We start from the raw sequence: 14,570 nt of genomic DNA, 5'->3' as shown, positions 1-14,570 counted from the left end.
AACTTATCCAGATTTTAGATAATCTATAAAGCAGATTAGCCCCGTCACAAGAGGTATGTGACGCGTGGCAAAAACGATTAGAAGTTCTGGACATGAGGCGCTGCGCGAAGCCCTGATCGCAGCGAGGAAGGCGGCTGGTCTAACGCAGACTGAGTTGGCTTCACGGCTCAAGTGCCATCAATCATTCGTGGCGAGATTGGAAAGTGGGCAGCGTCGGATCGATGTGATCGAGCTAATTGTCTTGTCGCGAGCAATTGACGGAGATGCGCATGAACTTTTGGATGTTGCAGAGCGAATGACAGAGCCTGATCATCAGCTCTAGATTGGGCAATGTGCCTCAAAACATTAAAGAAACTAGTGAGAGGTACAGAAACAGTGTGGTTTAGTTGCGCACCTCCAATGGCGGTTCCAGCGATCAGCAACTGACCAGACTAGTATTCTGCGGGACCTTGCCTCGAGAATGATGGAAAAATCTCATCGGTAGGCTCGTCGGCAATCCACATTGGGGCAACTTCACCGTTGTTCCACAAATACAACCAACCCACGACTTTGCCTGTTCGAGCATCAAGGATTTTCTTGATCGGCACTGCCTCCAGGTGACCTTCTGAGTTCATTTGCTCTCCAAAGAAACAAACTAGCGACCAATGATCGCTAGTTTGTATTTTCTCCTGATTTTCACGAGGTTCAAAAGTTTTGTGGAAACAGTGCCTTGGCTGTTTCGTCATCAAAGTCCTGCTTGAACTCGTGACGACCCTTCAGCGCCTCAACCCGCTGAGCGGCGGGATTTGCAGAGATCGCATCAAAAAGCCGCGCGACATTTGGGAACTGCGCCAAGCCATCGTCAAAGATATAGGGCGCGAAGTTCATCCAGCCCCACGCACCAATGTCGGCGATGGAGTATGTGTCACCCGCAATAAACGCGTTCGTTTTCAGGCGTTCATCAAGGACGGCATAGTGGCGCGCCACTTCTTTCTCGTAGCGGTTCTTGGCGTAGGGGATGTCTTCGGGGCACATCTTGAGAAAATGGACTGCCTGCCCTGAAAAAGGCGACAGTCCCGTTGCAATAAAGTGATGCCAGCTTAGGACGCCCGCACGCACGGCCGGATCCTGCGGGAGGAACTTACCGTGCTTTTCGGCCAAGTAGAGCAAGATCGCGTTGGAGTCGAAAATTGTGGCGTCACCGTCCACCAGAACGGGTAACTTCGCATTCGGGTTCAGCGCAAGAAACTCCGGCTTGTGCTGTTCGCCCTTGAACGTGTCAACCGGCTTGACGTCGTAATCAAGCTCGAGCTCTTCCAACAAGAGCGCGACCTTCAGCGGATTTGGCGAGGGGTGAAAGTAGAATGTGAGATCTGACATCCGTTATTCAGCCGCCAATGTGATGCTGAACACATCGTAGGGATGGAAAACCGGGCTGGAAATGGTGAAGGCTTTGCCCAATTCGGGCAGATCACCGGCGGTCAGGGCTTCGACGACCGCTTGCACAGACGCTTCACTGTCCCATTGCGCATAGTTTGTCACGACAGTTTCATCGCGGCTGATGTGGACCGACGCGTTGCGAAAGCCGTCGAAGCTGCTGATTTCGGTCTCCATTGCTAGGGTTAGTTGCTGGGCCAGTTCCTGGATCGTAACGCCTTCATTTGGCGTCATCACGTTGATGAAAGTGACGGCATCGCCTGCTTCAGCAATCGAGACGGTTGCATCCTGGGCACTTGCGGAAATCGGGGCGAGCGCGACGCCAGCGGCGAACGCGACGGCTTTCAGTGGTGAGAGGTTTAGCGTAGAGAACATAGTCAATATCCTTTAGGTTGGAGAAATCCGTTGAATCTTGGGACAAAACGGATTAATGTAGTGATCGATAGTTAAATTGATCGCTATGGTCAAGGATTAATGTAGTGACCACTTCACAAAAAAGAACGCGAGGCCGTCCAAGAAAGTTTGACATCGAAAGCGGTGTTCGGCAGGCGCAATTACTTTTTGCCAGTCGCGGGTATGATGTGGTTGGCGTGAGCGAGATTTGCGACACTTTGGGGATCACCCCGACATCGCTATATTCGGCCTTCGGCAACAAGCTGGGTCTATATGAGCGCGCGGTAGAGGCCTACGCCAGTTCGACCGGACGTTTCGTTGGAGAGGCACTTGAGCAGGCGCAGACAGAGCGGGAGGTGTGGGACAAGGTCCTTCGCGCTGCCGCAGATGCCTACACCTCAGGAGAAATCAAAGGGTGCCTGGTCCTTGATGGGACGCTCACCTCACAGGATCCGGAGGCGAACGCGCTAGTGGCGGCGCAAGCGCAGGGCACACAGCTGGTAATAGCGGAACGGTTGCAGGAGTTGGGTGCAGAAGAGGCCGAAAGTTCGGCCTCGACCATTCTCATCTTAATGCGGGGCTTATCAGCCTCTGCGCGAAACCTTGCGACCAAGGAAGACCTTGAAGCGGTTGTGGACCTTGTCCTGATCGCTAAGGACTAAATCCCAAGGCGATCCGGAAGGGCGTAGGCTTTCTGAATCGCAGGGCGCGCCGATATCCGTTCGCTCCATGAGTGTACTGCGGGAAAATCATTGAGATCGACATTTTGCCAAGCATGTCTTTGCACCCATGGAAAAATCATCATGTCTGCAATTGAATAGGCACCAGCGACGAAGTCGCGCCCTTCAAGCCTGCGATCCAACACGCCATAGAGGTGAAGCGCCTCTTTGTTATACCGTTCCCTGGCATAGTGAGCATCGTCAGGCGCCTTTCGGTTAAAGTGATGCGCTTGACCAAGCATGGGTCCGAACCCTGCTGCCTGCCAAAAGAGCCATTGCAAGACCTCCATCCGCTCCGGCGCGGTCTTTGGAAGAAAGAGGCCGGTCTTTTCGGCCAGATAGAGCAATATCGCCCCGGACTCGAAGACTTCCTGCCGTGAAAGACCGTCTGACGGTGCGTGATCAACGATCGCAGGGATCTTGTTGTTCGGATTGATCGACAGGAATTGCGGTGAAAACTGCTCGTCTTTCTGGATATCGACTGCCGTGACACGGTACGCGAGTTCCATTTCCTCAAGGCAGATTGCCACTTTGTGACCGTTGGATGTTTTCCAATAATAAAGCTCAATCATCGCTGACCCCGAAGACGTTGATGAGGTTCCCGTCCGGATCGCGAAACAGCGTCGACGTCGAACCGGCATCATCAAGCACGAGTTCTTCCCAAAGAGTCTCGACCTCGTTCGCGTTCAGATATTGTGTGAAACCGGACAGATCGTTCACATCAAACACGATGGCCTTGAACCCTTGCGTAAGCAGATGGGTTGGGGGTGGGGTATCCAGTTCTGGCAACCGTTCGGAGCCTTCGACCTCAAGCAGTTCCAGCCGAACATCCGCGAGGGCGATGAATGCGACCTTTGCGGAGACCGGTTCAAAATAGGTTTGGGATACGACCTCGAACCCGAGGATGTCGCGGTAGAACGCGATGCTTTCGTCCAGATCGGAAACGGAGATCGCAACATTGTTGAATGTCAGATCAAATTCCTGTGCCTTGGCGGTTGTTGTCATCATGCCGACAGCGACGATTGCGGCAAATACTGTGGGATATCTCACTTTTTCAGATCCTTAGGTTTCGTTCTGCATCACGAACGACAGAAAATCCCGGTCGTGACGTCAGCCGCGCGAACCAGTCTGCGACATGGGGTGGAAGTGTGAATTCGGGATTTACGGTAAGAAGCCGGTTCAACCCGATCACAAGCGGGAGGTCGCTCAGACGAGCATCGCCTGAGCTTTCGGCTTCGCCAACGCGGCACGTTTCAAGGAGGTCCACATTCGCTGCGACCCGCGCAAACAGCTTCGATGCCTCCGGTGAATTGAGAGCGAACACCTTGTCGCGCCATCCATCGAGAAACAACGTTCTGATCGGTGGCCAGAACACGTTTGAGTGCCAATCGAGCCAGCGGTCATCATAGGAGCGTTCATTTGCGTTCCCAGGGTAGTAGCTTTCTGCTCCGTTTTTGTTGGCAAGAAAGCGCAGGATTGCATGAGACTCCCAAATGACGCATCCATCGTATTCGAGCACAGGCACCGTACGGTTTGGGTTCAGTCGGGCAAACTCTGGCGTATCGAGCCCACCGAATGGCCCACCAACTTCGCGGTGTTCTATGTCCAGCTTAAGCTCTTCGGTAAACCAAAGGACTTTCTGAACATTGGTCGAGGTGCTTCTGCCCCAAAGACGGATCATGGGGCAGGCTTTCCGCGCCGCCAATCGAATGCCTGCGCTTCGTGCGACGCCCAGATACCTTCTTGGGCGAAAGGATCCTGACCCAAGAAATCTTGAACAACTTTGAGCGACGTTGCTTCAAAGATAAAGAACGACCCCTCAGGCGCGTCGCCCTGATCAAGAAGCGGGCCGCTCACGACGACGCGCGGGTTGTCGATGGCGCGGTCCAGATGTGCGGCGTGCTTCGGATGAAACTCGGCCCTTTTGGCGCCGGTTCCCGACCGGTCTTGAGCCTTTGCGATATAGAACATGTCCAGTGCCCCTCAATTTTTGACGAGGGAAATGGTGTTGTGGACATGGTAGAACGGATTGGCCACGCCATATTCTGCCGCGCGCACGGGGTCATCCACCAGATCGAATTCCCGCACGAGGCTTTCCTTCACACCAAAGACGACGTCGGATTCGATGTATGGATCGTTTTCAACAAAGAGGTGGCTCGTGATTGGCTCATGCCCTTCGGCCATCCCAATGAAATGAATGTGTGCCGGGCGGTTAGGGTGTCGACCGGACGCCAGCACCATTTTCCCGACGGGTCCGTCTGTTGGGATCGGATAGTAGCTGGGTAAAACCGACCGGAACCAGAACGAACCATCCTCCTCTGTCGTGAACAGACCGCGCAGGTTCAGATCGGGTAACTCACCGGGTTTCTGCACGTCGTAGAACCCGTCCTCATTGGCCTGCCAAATGTCGACTTTCGCTTGCCGTAAGGGCTTTCCATCCAGATCGGTCACCGTTCCGGTCACAACCAAAGGCGCGCCGCTGCCATGGCGTGCCACGTTTTCGCCATTCGGGTACGCAGGGCTTTCGACCATGTGAAAGGGGCCCAATACGGTGGACTCAGTCGCCTCTGCGGGTTTTCGGTTGTTGATAGCGTCAACCAGTGTCGAGACCCCGAAGACATCTGAAAGCAGAATAAACTCCTGGCGGACGTCGTCGCATTTTTGTCCGACCTCGGTGAGGAACTCGAGCGCTTGCATCCATTCCGCGGTCGTTGGCTCAACCTCGCGGATAAGGGCGTGCAGGTGGCGCACAATTGCTTCGGAAACTTCCTTGAGGCGCGGGTCGGGGCAGTCTGCGTAGCGGCTGAGGACTTCGGCCGTTGCGTTCTCTTCGGTGAAATTTCTGGTCATTTTTTGATCTCCTTGATTGCGTGAGAATTGATGTCTTGGTTCGTCCGGAGCACGTCAGTGATCTGCTTCGAAGCGGCTTCAAGCATCGGCACGATGGTGTCGCGGAGCCGCTTGGACGGGTATCGAGTTGGGGTCGAACTGAAATTGAGGGCGGCAAGCGTTGCGCCCGTCGGTGCGAAGACGGGAACCGCGACAGAGATCAGATCTTCTTCAAGCTCTTGATCAACGATCGCATAGCCATTTGACGCGACGCCGCAGAGCGTTTCCAATAGAACTTGCCTGTCTGATAATGAAAAACGTGTCCTGCGCGGGAGCTCGGTCTGGTTGATCAACGCGGTCAGCCTCTCCGGTACGAGGTTGGACAGAAGAACGCGACCCATCGAGGTATGGACAGCAGGCAGCCGACTGCCGACTTCGAGGTGGACGGAAAGCACACGGCGGCTTGGCGCGCGCGCGACGTAGACGATATCCTGACCATAGAGGGTCGACATTGAGCAGGCTTCGCCCGTCTTTTCAGACACATGCTTCATGGGCGGACGCAACGCTTCCCAGAAGGGTTCAGTCACAATTGGGCTTATGGCAAGTTCAGCAAGCTTTGGTGTCGGCAAGAACCACTTTTGGTCTTGGCGCAAGATGTCCATGTCGCAAAAGGTGAGCAGAAGCCGGCGGGCGGCAGCTCTACTGATTTCAACATCTTTGGCCGTCTCCGCAATCGTACACCCAAAAGGTCTTGAAGCGACGAATCCTAACACAGACAACCCCTTGATAAGAGTTACACTTCGTTCGGGTGAGACAACGTGCAGACCCATTTCTAGAACCTGCCGAACCGGAATGTCAGCACGCCGACAAGTGCCAGACCCACACCCAGACATCTGCTGAGTGTCATTGGCCGCTTAGGCGTGCCGAACAGCGCAAAGTGATCCGCAAACGATGCAGCGGCGAGCTGGCCGGTGACGACGATCATTAGAAAGAGCGCGATGCCCATGATTGGTGCAATGGTTATGCCCGCAGTCACAAAAGCCGCTCCTGCAAGCCCGCCTAGCCAGACCCACCAGGGGGCTGAGGCAATCGCTGGCCCGATTGGCGCCCGATCCTGCAGAAAGGCGAACGGCAGAACGATCGCTGTGCTTACCAGCAACGAAAACAGAACAGCGGCGAAAGGGGACGCAAGACGACGGCTGACTTCGGCGTTGATTGCAGGTTGTACGCCAATCAGGACGCCACACGTCAGGGCAACAGCAATGCCAAACAAAAGCATCAGGGCAGGCTTCTTTCTTTGGAGAGTTGAGGCAATCATGGCATCAGCCAAAAGAGCGAGATCATCGGAAAGGCCGTCAGGATCAGCATCACGACCGCCATGATCAGCACGTATGGAAATGCGCCCCTGAATATCGCCGTCAGCGTTACGTCATCCGTCGCGAGCGTCGCTTTGACGACGTAGACGGTGATGCCGAAGGGGGGCGTCAGCAGCCCGATTTCGACCGCGATGATAGTGACGATGCCAAACCATATCAGCGGATCGCTGGCGACGATGCCTTGTGTGATCTCGGGCACGATGCCGACCACGAGAGGCACGACGATCAGGATGATCGAGGTGGAGTCGAGGAACATGCCCAGCAGAATGATCACTGCGAAATAGCCAAGCATGAAACCCCAGAACGAAATGCCTTGCTCAAGAAAGACCGAGACGATTGCGTTGGGGATGCCGGACATCACGAGCATTTTTGTGAAAGCGGCTGCTGCGATGATCAAAAGTAGGATTGTGACCGAAATCACGCCGGTTTCTTTCATTACGAGCCATAGTTTTGTCCATGTAAGTGAGCGGCGGGCGACAGCGACGATCAGTGTTGTCGCAGCACCGACTGCGCCCGCCTGTGTCGGTGTGAAAACGCCACCGTAAATCCCGCCGAGCACCACAAAAACCAGAAAGAAGATGGGGGCCAGGGCACGAATTACCTCGCCGCCCGATACGGGTGCGATGTCTTCTGCGATGTCCGGGCAGCCAACTTTCTCCGGCGCAAATCGCGCTGCGAGATAGATGAACAGACAAAATGAGATAGCGAGCAACAGCCCCGGCAAAGTGGCTGCGATGAACAGACTTCCGACGCTCGTTTCGGTCACGAAGCCATAGATAATCAATAGCAGACTGGGCGGTATCAGCATGCCGAGGACGGATGATCCAGCGACAGTCCCGGCAGCGAAGCCCGACGAATAGTGATGCGCGGTCATTTGAGGAACTGCTACGCGGGTAAAGACGGCGGCAGAGGCAATGGAAATGCCGGTGATCGCCGCGAAAACAGTGTTTGCGGCCACAGTTGCGATGGCCAGACCGCCGTAAAGGCGTCGCAATAGTGACGCGGCAACGCGGTAGGCGTCCTTGCCCAAATCCGAAGCGTCAACGAGCAGCCCCATCAATACAAACAGAGGAACCACGCCAAAATCGAATTTATTGATCGTGCCTGTTGCCGCAGATCTGATGGTTTTTAGGGCAAGGGTTGGATTTTCGCGGATCAACCAGACGCCGACCAAGGCCACCAGCATCATGGCTACCGGGATGTGTATGCCTAGAAGGATCATGAGCACCATGGCCACGACACCGATCACGCCGATCCCGATGCGCCCGATATCAGGAGCCACCCAGACCGCGATGCAAATCAGCAAGACCAGTCCGAACGGAACAATTGCGGCCTTCACGGCCTTCTCCGCAAGGATTGCGTGCGCCAGACGAATGGACTGAAACCCGAACTCAAGTGCGGTCATGGTGACGCCCAGAAGGATGATCGCCTTGATCGGCCACACCTGCATCGTAAAGATGCCTTGGGTTCCGATGAACTCACCTTCAAGTAGGGCCGAACGGGTGGGATCTATCAGCATCCATGCGAGAGCAGCGAAGATGCCCAGACCGCAAAGACAGAATATCAGGTTCAGCGCCAACCCCAGGTGCGGCGTCTTGATTTCCAGCGTCGAGATTAGAAAATCGGCCCGCGTCATGCGTTTTTCGAACAGCGTATGAGGTAGCTGGGCAAATACAACGGCAACGATCGAGGCGCCGGTCAATTCGACGACGCCGTAAAGCGGGCGTGAGAACACCTTTAGCCCGATTACATCCGCGCATATCATTAACATTATGACAAAAATCCATAGGGTCGCGCCAGCCGCCAGCATCGCGGCGATGTAGGAGAACCCGAGATGCAGCGACCCGAACCATTTCGGCTTTTCAAGAGCTATCGGGTTTGTTGGATCAGATTGGCGATGTAGCAGAGTGGGTGTGCGCGACATGTGATTTCCTTTCGAGCCGTTTTGGCCCCGCAGCAGGGAGTTACTGCGGGGCCGAGGAAGGCCGCGCTACTGGTCCCAGTTGCGGCCTGGCTCGACTCCGGCGGCGCGAACGGCCGCCATATAGGCTGCCAGCACTTCCGGGCCTGCGGAGTGACGTGCAGCCCAGTCGCCTGCCAAGTCCGGCAGGCTTCTGATCCATTGTTGGCGGTCCTCGGCGGACATCTCCGAAACGGTCACGTCCGGATCATCACGCATTGCCTGAAGGAACTGGTCGTAGCGTCCCTGAACCTGTTCGGCGTGCAGGATCGCGTACTCAGCTCCAAGTTCGCGCAAAACACTCTGCACATCTTCCGACAGGCCATCCCAGGAATCCCGGTTGAACGAAAGGCCCCCGGTATATTGAGCACCAACACCGACGAGCGTCACATAGGGCGCGACCTCGTGAATCTTGTTGGGGTAGGTCCCTGTGATGATGGAGATTACTCCGTCGGCAACCCCAGTCTGAAGCGAGTTGTAATATGTAGGCAAAGCACCGTTGACTGGGACGGCACCGATGGCCGACATCCAATTCCCCGATGGCCCCGGTGCCAGGATCTTGCGGCCTTCGAGGTCAGCCAGAGAGTCTACGGGAAAGGTCGTCAGCAAGTGGTATGTTTCAACGCCTGATGCGCCAAGAAAAACCTGGCCGCGATCCTCCCAAGACTGCGCCATAGCTGGGGTGTTTTCGTTGAGATCATTCATGATCGCCATCAAAGTCGGTTGGTCATCAGTGACGAAGGGTGCGTAGTAGGTAATCGTTTGCAGCGGCATCTTGGATTCTTCCCACAGACCCGCACCGACCCAACCTGCATCTACAAGGCCATCTTCAACTGCCTCGAGCGTGTCTTGAAACCCGAATAATGCGCCGCCGTAGCTTTCGGTCCACTCGACACGATCTTCTGATCCCATTGCTTCGAGCCGTGCGTTCGTCTGCCCGACAACGTGTTCAGACAGCACGCCGACCCAAGGAACGACCGTTGGATGGCTGGATCCCATTGTCAGATTGAATGTCTCTGCGAACGCAGTTTGAGCAGACACGGCGATGGTCGCCGCCAAAGCGGTTTTAAGTAACATTGTTTCCTCCCTTGTTCGATATACGAACGATTATTTGTTTATGTAATGATGTTGACAAAAAAAGAATCGTCCGTCAAGAACGATTACTACAAAAATAGCAAAACTGCTGAACCTGCCCAAAAGTTCGGCAGATTAAAATGTTCGATTATCGAACAAAAGTGAGGAAAGACAAATGGATACCGATAAGCTGGACGCGCAGGCGCGCAACGATGTACGCGACCTGAGAGAGCGCATTTTGACGGCGGATCCGGCCACGCTGGACCTGCTGTTACGGGACGGTAGAACGCATTATGGATTTCAAGACCGCGATGTGAGCGATGACACTCTAAAAGAGCTCTACGACCTCGCAAAATGGGGTCCGACGAGCATGAACCAACAGCCGGGGCGCTTCGTCTTTGTTCGAAGTGCTGACGCGAAAGAAAAACTGCGTCCTGCGCTGATGGAACCTAACCAAGCGAAGATGATGTCCGCGCCGGTCACTGCGATCATTGCCTTCGACACCGAATTCTATGAACAGCTTCCCGCAGTGTTTCCACCCAACCCCAACGCGCGCGACATGTTCGCCGGGAACCCGGAGATGGCGGCTGGAAACGCCTTTCGCAACGGGTCCATGCAGGGGGCGTATTTCCTGATCGCTGCCCGCGCACTGGGTCTGGATACTGGGCCGATGTCCGGCTTTAACCCCGCCGCCGTCGACGAGGCTTTCTTGTCGGGCACGACTTGGAAGACCAATTTTTTGTGCAATCTTGGTTACGGGGACGAAGAAAAGCTGTTCCGACGGCTGCCCCGCTTGCCGTTTGACGACGTCGCCAAGATCATCTGAAAATCCCATGCCAAAGCTCGTACCACTTGCCGAAGCCATCCAAACGCACGTGAAGGATAGCATGTCCGTTGCGCTCGAAGGGTTCACACATCTGATCCCCTTCGAGGCCGGGCACGAGATCATTCGTCAGGGCATTCGTGAACTGACCCTGATCAGGATGACGCCAGACATTATTTACGACCAGCTCGTCGGCGTAGGCGCGGCCAAAAAGCTCGTGTTTTCATATGCGGGCAATCCTGGTGCGGGTCTTCTGCACAGGGTTCGCGACGCTGTCGAGAATGGCTGGCCAAACACGCTCGCGCTAGAGGAACATAGCCACGCCGCGATGGCAAACGCCTACCATGCGGGGGCGTCAAACATGCCGAGTGCAACCTTTCGCGGTTATCGTGGCACTGATCTTGTGACCGTCAACTCCAACATCTGCTTTGTGATGTGTCCGTTCACAAACGAACGCTTGGCTTGTGTCCCGTCACTCCGACCGGACGTCACCATTATTCATGCCCAACGCGCTGACCGCGCAGGAAATGTCATGATCGACGGTATCGTCGGTGTTCAGAAAGAAGCGGTCCTTGCGGCCAAGACTGCAATCGTCACCGTCGAAGAGGTGGTCGACGATCTGCGGGAGTATTCTGAGCTTTCCAGCAACGCATGCGTCCTTCCAAACTGGAGTATTGCCGCCGTTTGTCATGTGCCCGGCGGTGCCACGCCTAGCTATGCCACGGGGTTCTACCCCCGCGACAATGATTTTTACCTCGAATGGAGCAATATCTCGGCGGACCGTGACCGTTTCACGGCTTGGATCGACGCCAATGTACTGCAGACGCCTGTAGCGAAAAACACGTCGCACCTGACCGCAGGGGCCACGACATGACGGGCGTCTCACCAAAAGAATACATGACGATCGCCGCCGCACGGCTTTTGACTAACAACGATGTTTGTTTTGTTGGCATAGGCGCGCCTTCCGCAGCCTGTAATCTCGCGCGCCTGACCCATGCGCCCGACATCACGTTGATCTACGAGTCGGGAACGATAGCTACACGACCTGACCGATTGCCGCTGTCAATTGGCGATGGTGAATTGCACGATACGGCGCTAACAACAGTCTCTGTCCCGGAAATGTTTCACTATTGGCTGCAGGGTGGCCGTATATCCATCGGGTTTCTGGGTGCAGCGCAACTGGACCGACGGGGCAATCTGAACACAACCGTGATTGGGAGCTATGACGCGCCCAAGGTCCGCCTTCCCGGCGGCGGTGGCGCCCCCGAAATCGCAACGCAGGCCAAACAGGTCTTTATCATTGCGGAGCAATCCAAGCGTACCTTCGTCGACAAGATCGACTTTCTGACCAGCCTTGGACAGGGCAAGCCGGGCGAAAGCCGTGCCGCCTATGGTGTGCACACGCAGGGGCCGACTAAGTTGGTCACCGATCTTGCGATCTGGGAAATGCGCGACCTTGTGGGGCGAAATGTCATCGATCCGGCGTTTGAGGCTGCGCACGCTGAGTTCACCGTGATGTCCCTGCATCCCGGCGTCGCGCGTGATGATGTGGCGGCAAGCGTCGGCTGGACCCCGCAGTTTGCGCCCACAGTCGTGACAACGCCAACACCTTCACAAACCGAAATTGAGACACTGCGCGCCCTGCACGCACGCTCGGCCAGCGCAAAAAAGGAATGACAGACCAATGCAAGCTTTCACATATGAGCCGCAAAAATCGCGTGTCATCTTCGGCTCAGGCACTGTCGCCGCAATACCGGAGGAAGCCGGCCGCCTTGGGTTAAAGCGCCTTTTGGTTCTCTCGACACCCGAACAGGCAGATCAGGCGGAGACCGTTGCCAAATCGGCAGGACAATTGGTCGCTGGCATATTCTCAAAAGCGGCGATGCACACGCCAACAGAAGTTACCGAGAACGCGATGGAGGTGATGAAGTCGCTGAAAGCGGATGGCATTTTGGCAATCGGTGGCGGGTCGACAATCGGTCTTGGAAAGGCCCTTTCAGTGCGAACTGGAAAGCATCAGATCGCAATCCCGACAAGTTATGCGGGGTCGGAAATGACCCCAATCCTAGGCGAAACAGCCAATGGCAAGAAAGTCACGCGGCGCGATCCGCGCATTCTTCCCGCTTCGGTCATTTACGACGTGGATTTGACACTCAGTTTGCCGTGGCCGATGACGGTGACGTCAGCGATGAATGCAATGGCCCATGCGGTCGAGGCGCTTTATGCAAAGGATCGCAATCCTGTTGTCGAAGTCTTGGCGGAACGTGGTATTGCCGCTTTTGGTCAAGCCCTCAGAACCCTGAAGACGACCCCAGATGATCTCGCCGCGCGCAGTGACGCATTCTTTGGTGCCTGGGCCTGCGGGACTTGCCTGGGACAGGTCTCCATGGCGCTTCACCACAAACTTTGCCATGTGCTTGGCGGTAGTTTCAACTTACCGCACGCAGCCACGCACACGGTCATTCTCCCGCACGCGGCAGCCTTTAACGGATCCGATGGGCGGCTGGCTGCGGTCAACCGCGCGTTGGGTGGAACACAACCGGGGCAGGCGCTTTATGACCTAGCCAGGGAGCTTGATGCGCCTCTGGCCCTGTCGGCGCTCGGATTTGCAGACGCCGATGTGCCCCGCGCAACCGACATAGTCATGGAGAACCCTTACTGGAATCCGCGGTCGTTTGATGCAGAAGATATCACATCCATTCTATCGCGCGCGCTGCACGGCGATCGTCCGGAGAGATGATGATGCAGGACGTCTTCATCTGCGACTATATCCGGACGCCTATTGGTCGCTATGGCGGAGCGCTGTCAGCGGTCCGCGCCGACGATTTGGCCGCCATTCCAATCAGAACACTGATGGAGCGGGCACCGCACATCGAATCTGCGCATATCGGCGAGGTCGTACTGGGATGCGCAAATCAAGCTGGCGACGACAACCGGAACGTCGCGCGCATGTCTTTGTTACTGGCTGGCCTGCCGGTTTCAGTGCCAGGAACCACGCTCAATCGGCTGTGTGGGTCCGGGTTGGATGCCGTCATGTATGCGGCGCGGTCGATACAGACGGGTGCATACGATTTAGCCATCGCTGGCGGGGTCGAAAGTATGTCGCGCGCGCCCTTCGTCATGCCGAAGGCAATGACCGGGTTTTCGCGCAATGCCGAAGTATACGACACGACGATCGGATGGCGTTTCGTCAATCCTGAGATGCAGGCGGCGCACGGCGTGGATTCAATGCCGGAAACAGCTGAGAATGTAGCCGAGGCATTTAACGTTTCGCGCGAGGATCAAGACGCGTTTGCGTTCAGGTCGCAGCAGCGCGTCGAAATCGCACAAAAAAGCGGTCGGCTGACGAAGGAAATCGTGCCGGTCAGCGTCAAAGGTGGCAAAGGTGATGTGCGCATCGTCGATACCGACGAGCATCCAAGGCCTACCGCGCTCGACACGCTCTCAGGGTTGCGGGCACCGTTCCGAACTGGGGGGTCGGTAACCGCTGGAAATGCTTCTGGTGTCAACGATGGTGCCGCGGCATTGCTTTTGGCCTCACAAGAGGCCGTGAGTATTCATGGTCTTGCACCCATTGCCCGCATTGTCGGTGGTGCTACCGCCGGTGTGGAGCCGCGACTGATGGGTATTGGTCCCGCACCTGCGACGAAGAAGCTGTGCGACCAAATTGGGACGCAACCTTCTGACTTTGACTTCGTCGAACTGAACGAGGCATTCGCGAGCCAAGCGCTCGCGGTGCTCCGTAACCTCGGCCTTTCCGACGATGCGGGTCACGTAAATCCAAACGGAGGTGCCATCGCACTGGGACACCCGTTGGGGATGTCCGGCGCCCGCTTGGCGGGAACACTCGCACTAGAACTTAGGGCAAACGGCGGCGGCACTGGCCTTGCCACGATGTGCATCGGGGTGGGGCAGGGGATCGCCATGGCGCTGGAGGGCGTCTGACAACGAACCAAAGCAACCAACAATGAATTCTGGGA

Annotated in this window: 18 protein-coding genes; 7 read left to right on the top strand and 11 right to left on the bottom strand. The window is 56.0% G+C overall.

Translation table 11 applies throughout. The annotated features are described in order from the left end of the window. Positions 1–64 precede the first annotated feature (64 nt). Positions 65–322, top strand: coding sequence for a helix-turn-helix domain-containing protein (locus tag Q1A32_RS22045; protein WP_299048742.1), 258 nt, complete (start codon positions 65–67; stop codon positions 320–322). 362 nt (positions 323–684) lie between these two features. On the opposite strand, the gene Q1A32_RS22040 is transcribed toward Q1A32_RS22045, so the two are convergent. Next, positions 685–1,359, bottom strand: a complete 675-nt coding sequence (locus tag Q1A32_RS22040) for a glutathione S-transferase family protein (protein WP_299048744.1) — start codon at positions 1,357–1,359, stop codon at positions 685–687. A 3-nt stretch (positions 1,360–1,362) separates the two neighbouring features. Further along, positions 1,363–1,791, bottom strand: coding sequence for an antibiotic biosynthesis monooxygenase (locus tag Q1A32_RS22035; RefSeq protein WP_299048746.1), 429 nt, complete (start codon positions 1,789–1,791; stop codon positions 1,363–1,365). Between the two features lie 104 nt (positions 1,792–1,895). Here Q1A32_RS22035 and Q1A32_RS22030 point away from each other — a divergent pair, with 104 nt between their 5' ends. Then, positions 1,896–2,471 carry a TetR/AcrR family transcriptional regulator gene (locus Q1A32_RS22030; protein ID WP_299048748.1) on the top strand — a complete coding sequence of 192 codons (576 nt, stop codon included), beginning with the start codon at positions 1,896–1,898 and terminating at the stop codon, positions 2,469–2,471. Here the strand turns inward: Q1A32_RS22030 and Q1A32_RS22025 are convergent. The 9 genes from Q1A32_RS22025 to Q1A32_RS21985 form a co-directional block, all read right to left on the bottom strand. Then, positions 2,468–3,100, bottom strand: a complete 633-nt coding sequence (locus Q1A32_RS22025) for a glutathione S-transferase N-terminal domain-containing protein (RefSeq protein ID WP_299048750.1) — start codon at positions 3,098–3,100, stop codon at positions 2,468–2,470. The two genes, Q1A32_RS22030 and Q1A32_RS22025, sit on opposite strands and share 4 nt — an antisense overlap. Then, positions 3,093–3,578: a VOC family protein gene (locus Q1A32_RS22020; protein ID WP_299657962.1), complete on the bottom strand. Its 486-nt coding sequence runs from the start codon at positions 3,576–3,578 to the stop codon at positions 3,093–3,095. The genes Q1A32_RS22025 and Q1A32_RS22020 overlap by 8 nt, the downstream gene beginning before the upstream one ends. Before the next feature lie 4 nt (positions 3,579–3,582). After that, on the bottom strand, positions 3,583–4,209 hold the full coding sequence (locus Q1A32_RS22015; RefSeq protein WP_299048754.1) for a glutathione S-transferase family protein: 627 nt from the start codon (positions 4,207–4,209) through the stop codon (positions 3,583–3,585). Continuing rightward, entirely contained in the window at positions 4,206–4,499 is a 294-nt protein-coding gene (locus tag Q1A32_RS22010) for a YciI family protein (RefSeq protein ID WP_299048757.1), read from the bottom strand. Before Q1A32_RS22010 ends, Q1A32_RS22015 begins: the two co-directional genes overlap by 4 nt. A gap of 12 nt (positions 4,500–4,511) precedes the next feature. Then, positions 4,512–5,378 (bottom strand): intradiol ring-cleavage dioxygenase, encoded by an 867-nt coding sequence (locus Q1A32_RS22005; RefSeq protein WP_299048759.1) that lies wholly within the window; start codon positions 5,376–5,378, stop codon positions 4,512–4,514. Next, complete coding sequence (locus Q1A32_RS22000; RefSeq protein ID WP_299048761.1) at positions 5,375–6,187, bottom strand: IclR family transcriptional regulator C-terminal domain-containing protein; 813 nt, start codon at positions 6,185–6,187, stop codon at positions 5,375–5,377. Before Q1A32_RS22000 ends, Q1A32_RS22005 begins: the two co-directional genes overlap by 4 nt. 2 nt (positions 6,188–6,189) lie before the next feature. Further along, a complete protein-coding gene (locus tag Q1A32_RS21995) occupies positions 6,190–6,636 on the bottom strand; it encodes a DMT family transporter (RefSeq protein WP_299657959.1) in 447 nt (148 codons plus the stop codon). Positions 6,637–6,671: 35 nt separating this feature from the next. Then, entirely contained in the window at positions 6,672–8,657 is a 1,986-nt protein-coding gene (locus Q1A32_RS21990) for a TRAP transporter large permease subunit (protein WP_299048767.1), read from the bottom strand. Between the two features lie 66 nt (positions 8,658–8,723). Next, positions 8,724–9,770 (bottom strand): C4-dicarboxylate TRAP transporter substrate-binding protein, encoded by a 1,047-nt coding sequence (locus tag Q1A32_RS21985; RefSeq protein ID WP_299657958.1) that lies wholly within the window; start codon positions 9,768–9,770, stop codon positions 8,724–8,726. A 172-nt stretch (positions 9,771–9,942) separates the two neighbouring features. On the opposite strand from Q1A32_RS21985, the gene Q1A32_RS21980 reads away from it, so the two are divergent. From Q1A32_RS21980 to pcaF, 5 genes are read left to right on the top strand one after another with little or no spacing between them, the layout of a single operon-like run. Then, positions 9,943–10,593, top strand: a complete 651-nt coding sequence (locus tag Q1A32_RS21980) for a malonic semialdehyde reductase (RefSeq protein WP_299048772.1) — start codon at positions 9,943–9,945, stop codon at positions 10,591–10,593. Positions 10,594–10,600: 7 nt separating this feature from the next. Then, complete coding sequence (locus tag Q1A32_RS21975) at positions 10,601–11,464, top strand: CoA transferase subunit A (protein ID WP_299048775.1); 864 nt, start codon at positions 10,601–10,603, stop codon at positions 11,462–11,464. Then, positions 11,461–12,267 carry a CoA-transferase subunit beta gene (locus Q1A32_RS21970; RefSeq protein ID WP_299657957.1) on the top strand — a complete coding sequence of 269 codons (807 nt, stop codon included), beginning with the start codon at positions 11,461–11,463 and terminating at the stop codon, positions 12,265–12,267. The genes Q1A32_RS21975 and Q1A32_RS21970 overlap by 4 nt, the downstream gene beginning before the upstream one ends. Positions 12,268–12,274: 7 nt before the next feature. Further along, positions 12,275–13,330, top strand: coding sequence for a maleylacetate reductase (locus tag Q1A32_RS21965; protein ID WP_299048781.1), 1,056 nt, complete (start codon positions 12,275–12,277; stop codon positions 13,328–13,330). 2 nt (positions 13,331–13,332) lie between these two features. Then, a complete protein-coding gene (pcaF, locus tag Q1A32_RS21960; protein ID WP_299048876.1) occupies positions 13,333–14,535 on the top strand; it encodes a 3-oxoadipyl-CoA thiolase in 1,203 nt (400 codons plus the stop codon). Positions 14,536–14,570: the final 35 nt, after the last annotated feature.

The sequence above is a fragment of the uncultured Tateyamaria sp. genome (genome assembly GCF_947503415.1).
In the GTDB taxonomy this organism is placed as follows: domain Bacteria; phylum Pseudomonadota; class Alphaproteobacteria; order Rhodobacterales; family Rhodobacteraceae; genus Tateyamaria.
Note: the sequence above shows the minus strand (reverse complement) of the source record. Positions and strands in the feature narration are given on the sequence as shown.

What these genes read in the sequence shown, in the direction of transcription:
- Q1A32_RS22040 (WP_299048744.1), bottom strand. Translation starts at nt 1,359, where the DNA reads ATGTCAGATCTCACATTCTACTTTCACCCCTCGCCAAATCCGCTGAAG.
- Q1A32_RS22035 (WP_299048746.1), bottom strand. Translation starts at nt 1,791, where the DNA reads ATGTTCTCTACGCTAAACCTCTCACCACTGAAAGCCGTCGCGTTCGCC.
- Q1A32_RS22025 (WP_299048750.1), bottom strand. Translation starts at nt 3,100, where the DNA reads ATGATTGAGCTTTATTATTGGAAAACATCCAACGGTCACAAAGTGGCA.
- Q1A32_RS22015 (WP_299048754.1), bottom strand. Translation starts at nt 4,209, where the DNA reads ATGATCCGTCTTTGGGGCAGAAGCACCTCGACCAATGTTCAGAAAGTC.
- Q1A32_RS22010 (WP_299048757.1), bottom strand. Translation starts at nt 4,499, where the DNA reads ATGTTCTATATCGCAAAGGCTCAAGACCGGTCGGGAACCGGCGCCAAA.
- Q1A32_RS22005 (WP_299048759.1), bottom strand. Translation starts at nt 5,378, where the DNA reads ATGACCAGAAATTTCACCGAAGAGAACGCAACGGCCGAAGTCCTCAGC.
- Q1A32_RS22000 (WP_299048761.1), bottom strand. Translation starts at nt 6,187, where the DNA reads ATGGGTCTGCACGTTGTCTCACCCGAACGAAGTGTAACTCTTATCAAG.
- Q1A32_RS21995 (WP_299657959.1), bottom strand. Translation starts at nt 6,636, where the DNA reads ATGCTTTTGTTTGGCATTGCTGTTGCCCTGACGTGTGGCGTCCTGATT.
- Q1A32_RS21990 (WP_299048767.1), bottom strand. Translation starts at nt 8,657, where the DNA reads ATGTCGCGCACACCCACTCTGCTACATCGCCAATCTGATCCAACAAAC.
- Q1A32_RS21985 (WP_299657958.1), bottom strand. Translation starts at nt 9,770, where the DNA reads ATGTTACTTAAAACCGCTTTGGCGGCGACCATCGCCGTGTCTGCTCAA.
- Q1A32_RS21980 (WP_299048772.1), top strand. Translation starts at nt 9,943, where the DNA reads ATGGATACCGATAAGCTGGACGCGCAGGCGCGCAACGATGTACGCGAC.
- Q1A32_RS21975 (WP_299048775.1), top strand. Translation starts at nt 10,601, where the DNA reads ATGCCAAAGCTCGTACCACTTGCCGAAGCCATCCAAACGCACGTGAAG.
- Q1A32_RS21970 (WP_299657957.1), top strand. Translation starts at nt 11,461, where the DNA reads ATGACGGGCGTCTCACCAAAAGAATACATGACGATCGCCGCCGCACGG.
- Q1A32_RS21965 (WP_299048781.1), top strand. Translation starts at nt 12,275, where the DNA reads ATGCAAGCTTTCACATATGAGCCGCAAAAATCGCGTGTCATCTTCGGC.
- pcaF (WP_299048876.1), top strand. Translation starts at nt 13,333, where the DNA reads ATGCAGGACGTCTTCATCTGCGACTATATCCGGACGCCTATTGGTCGC.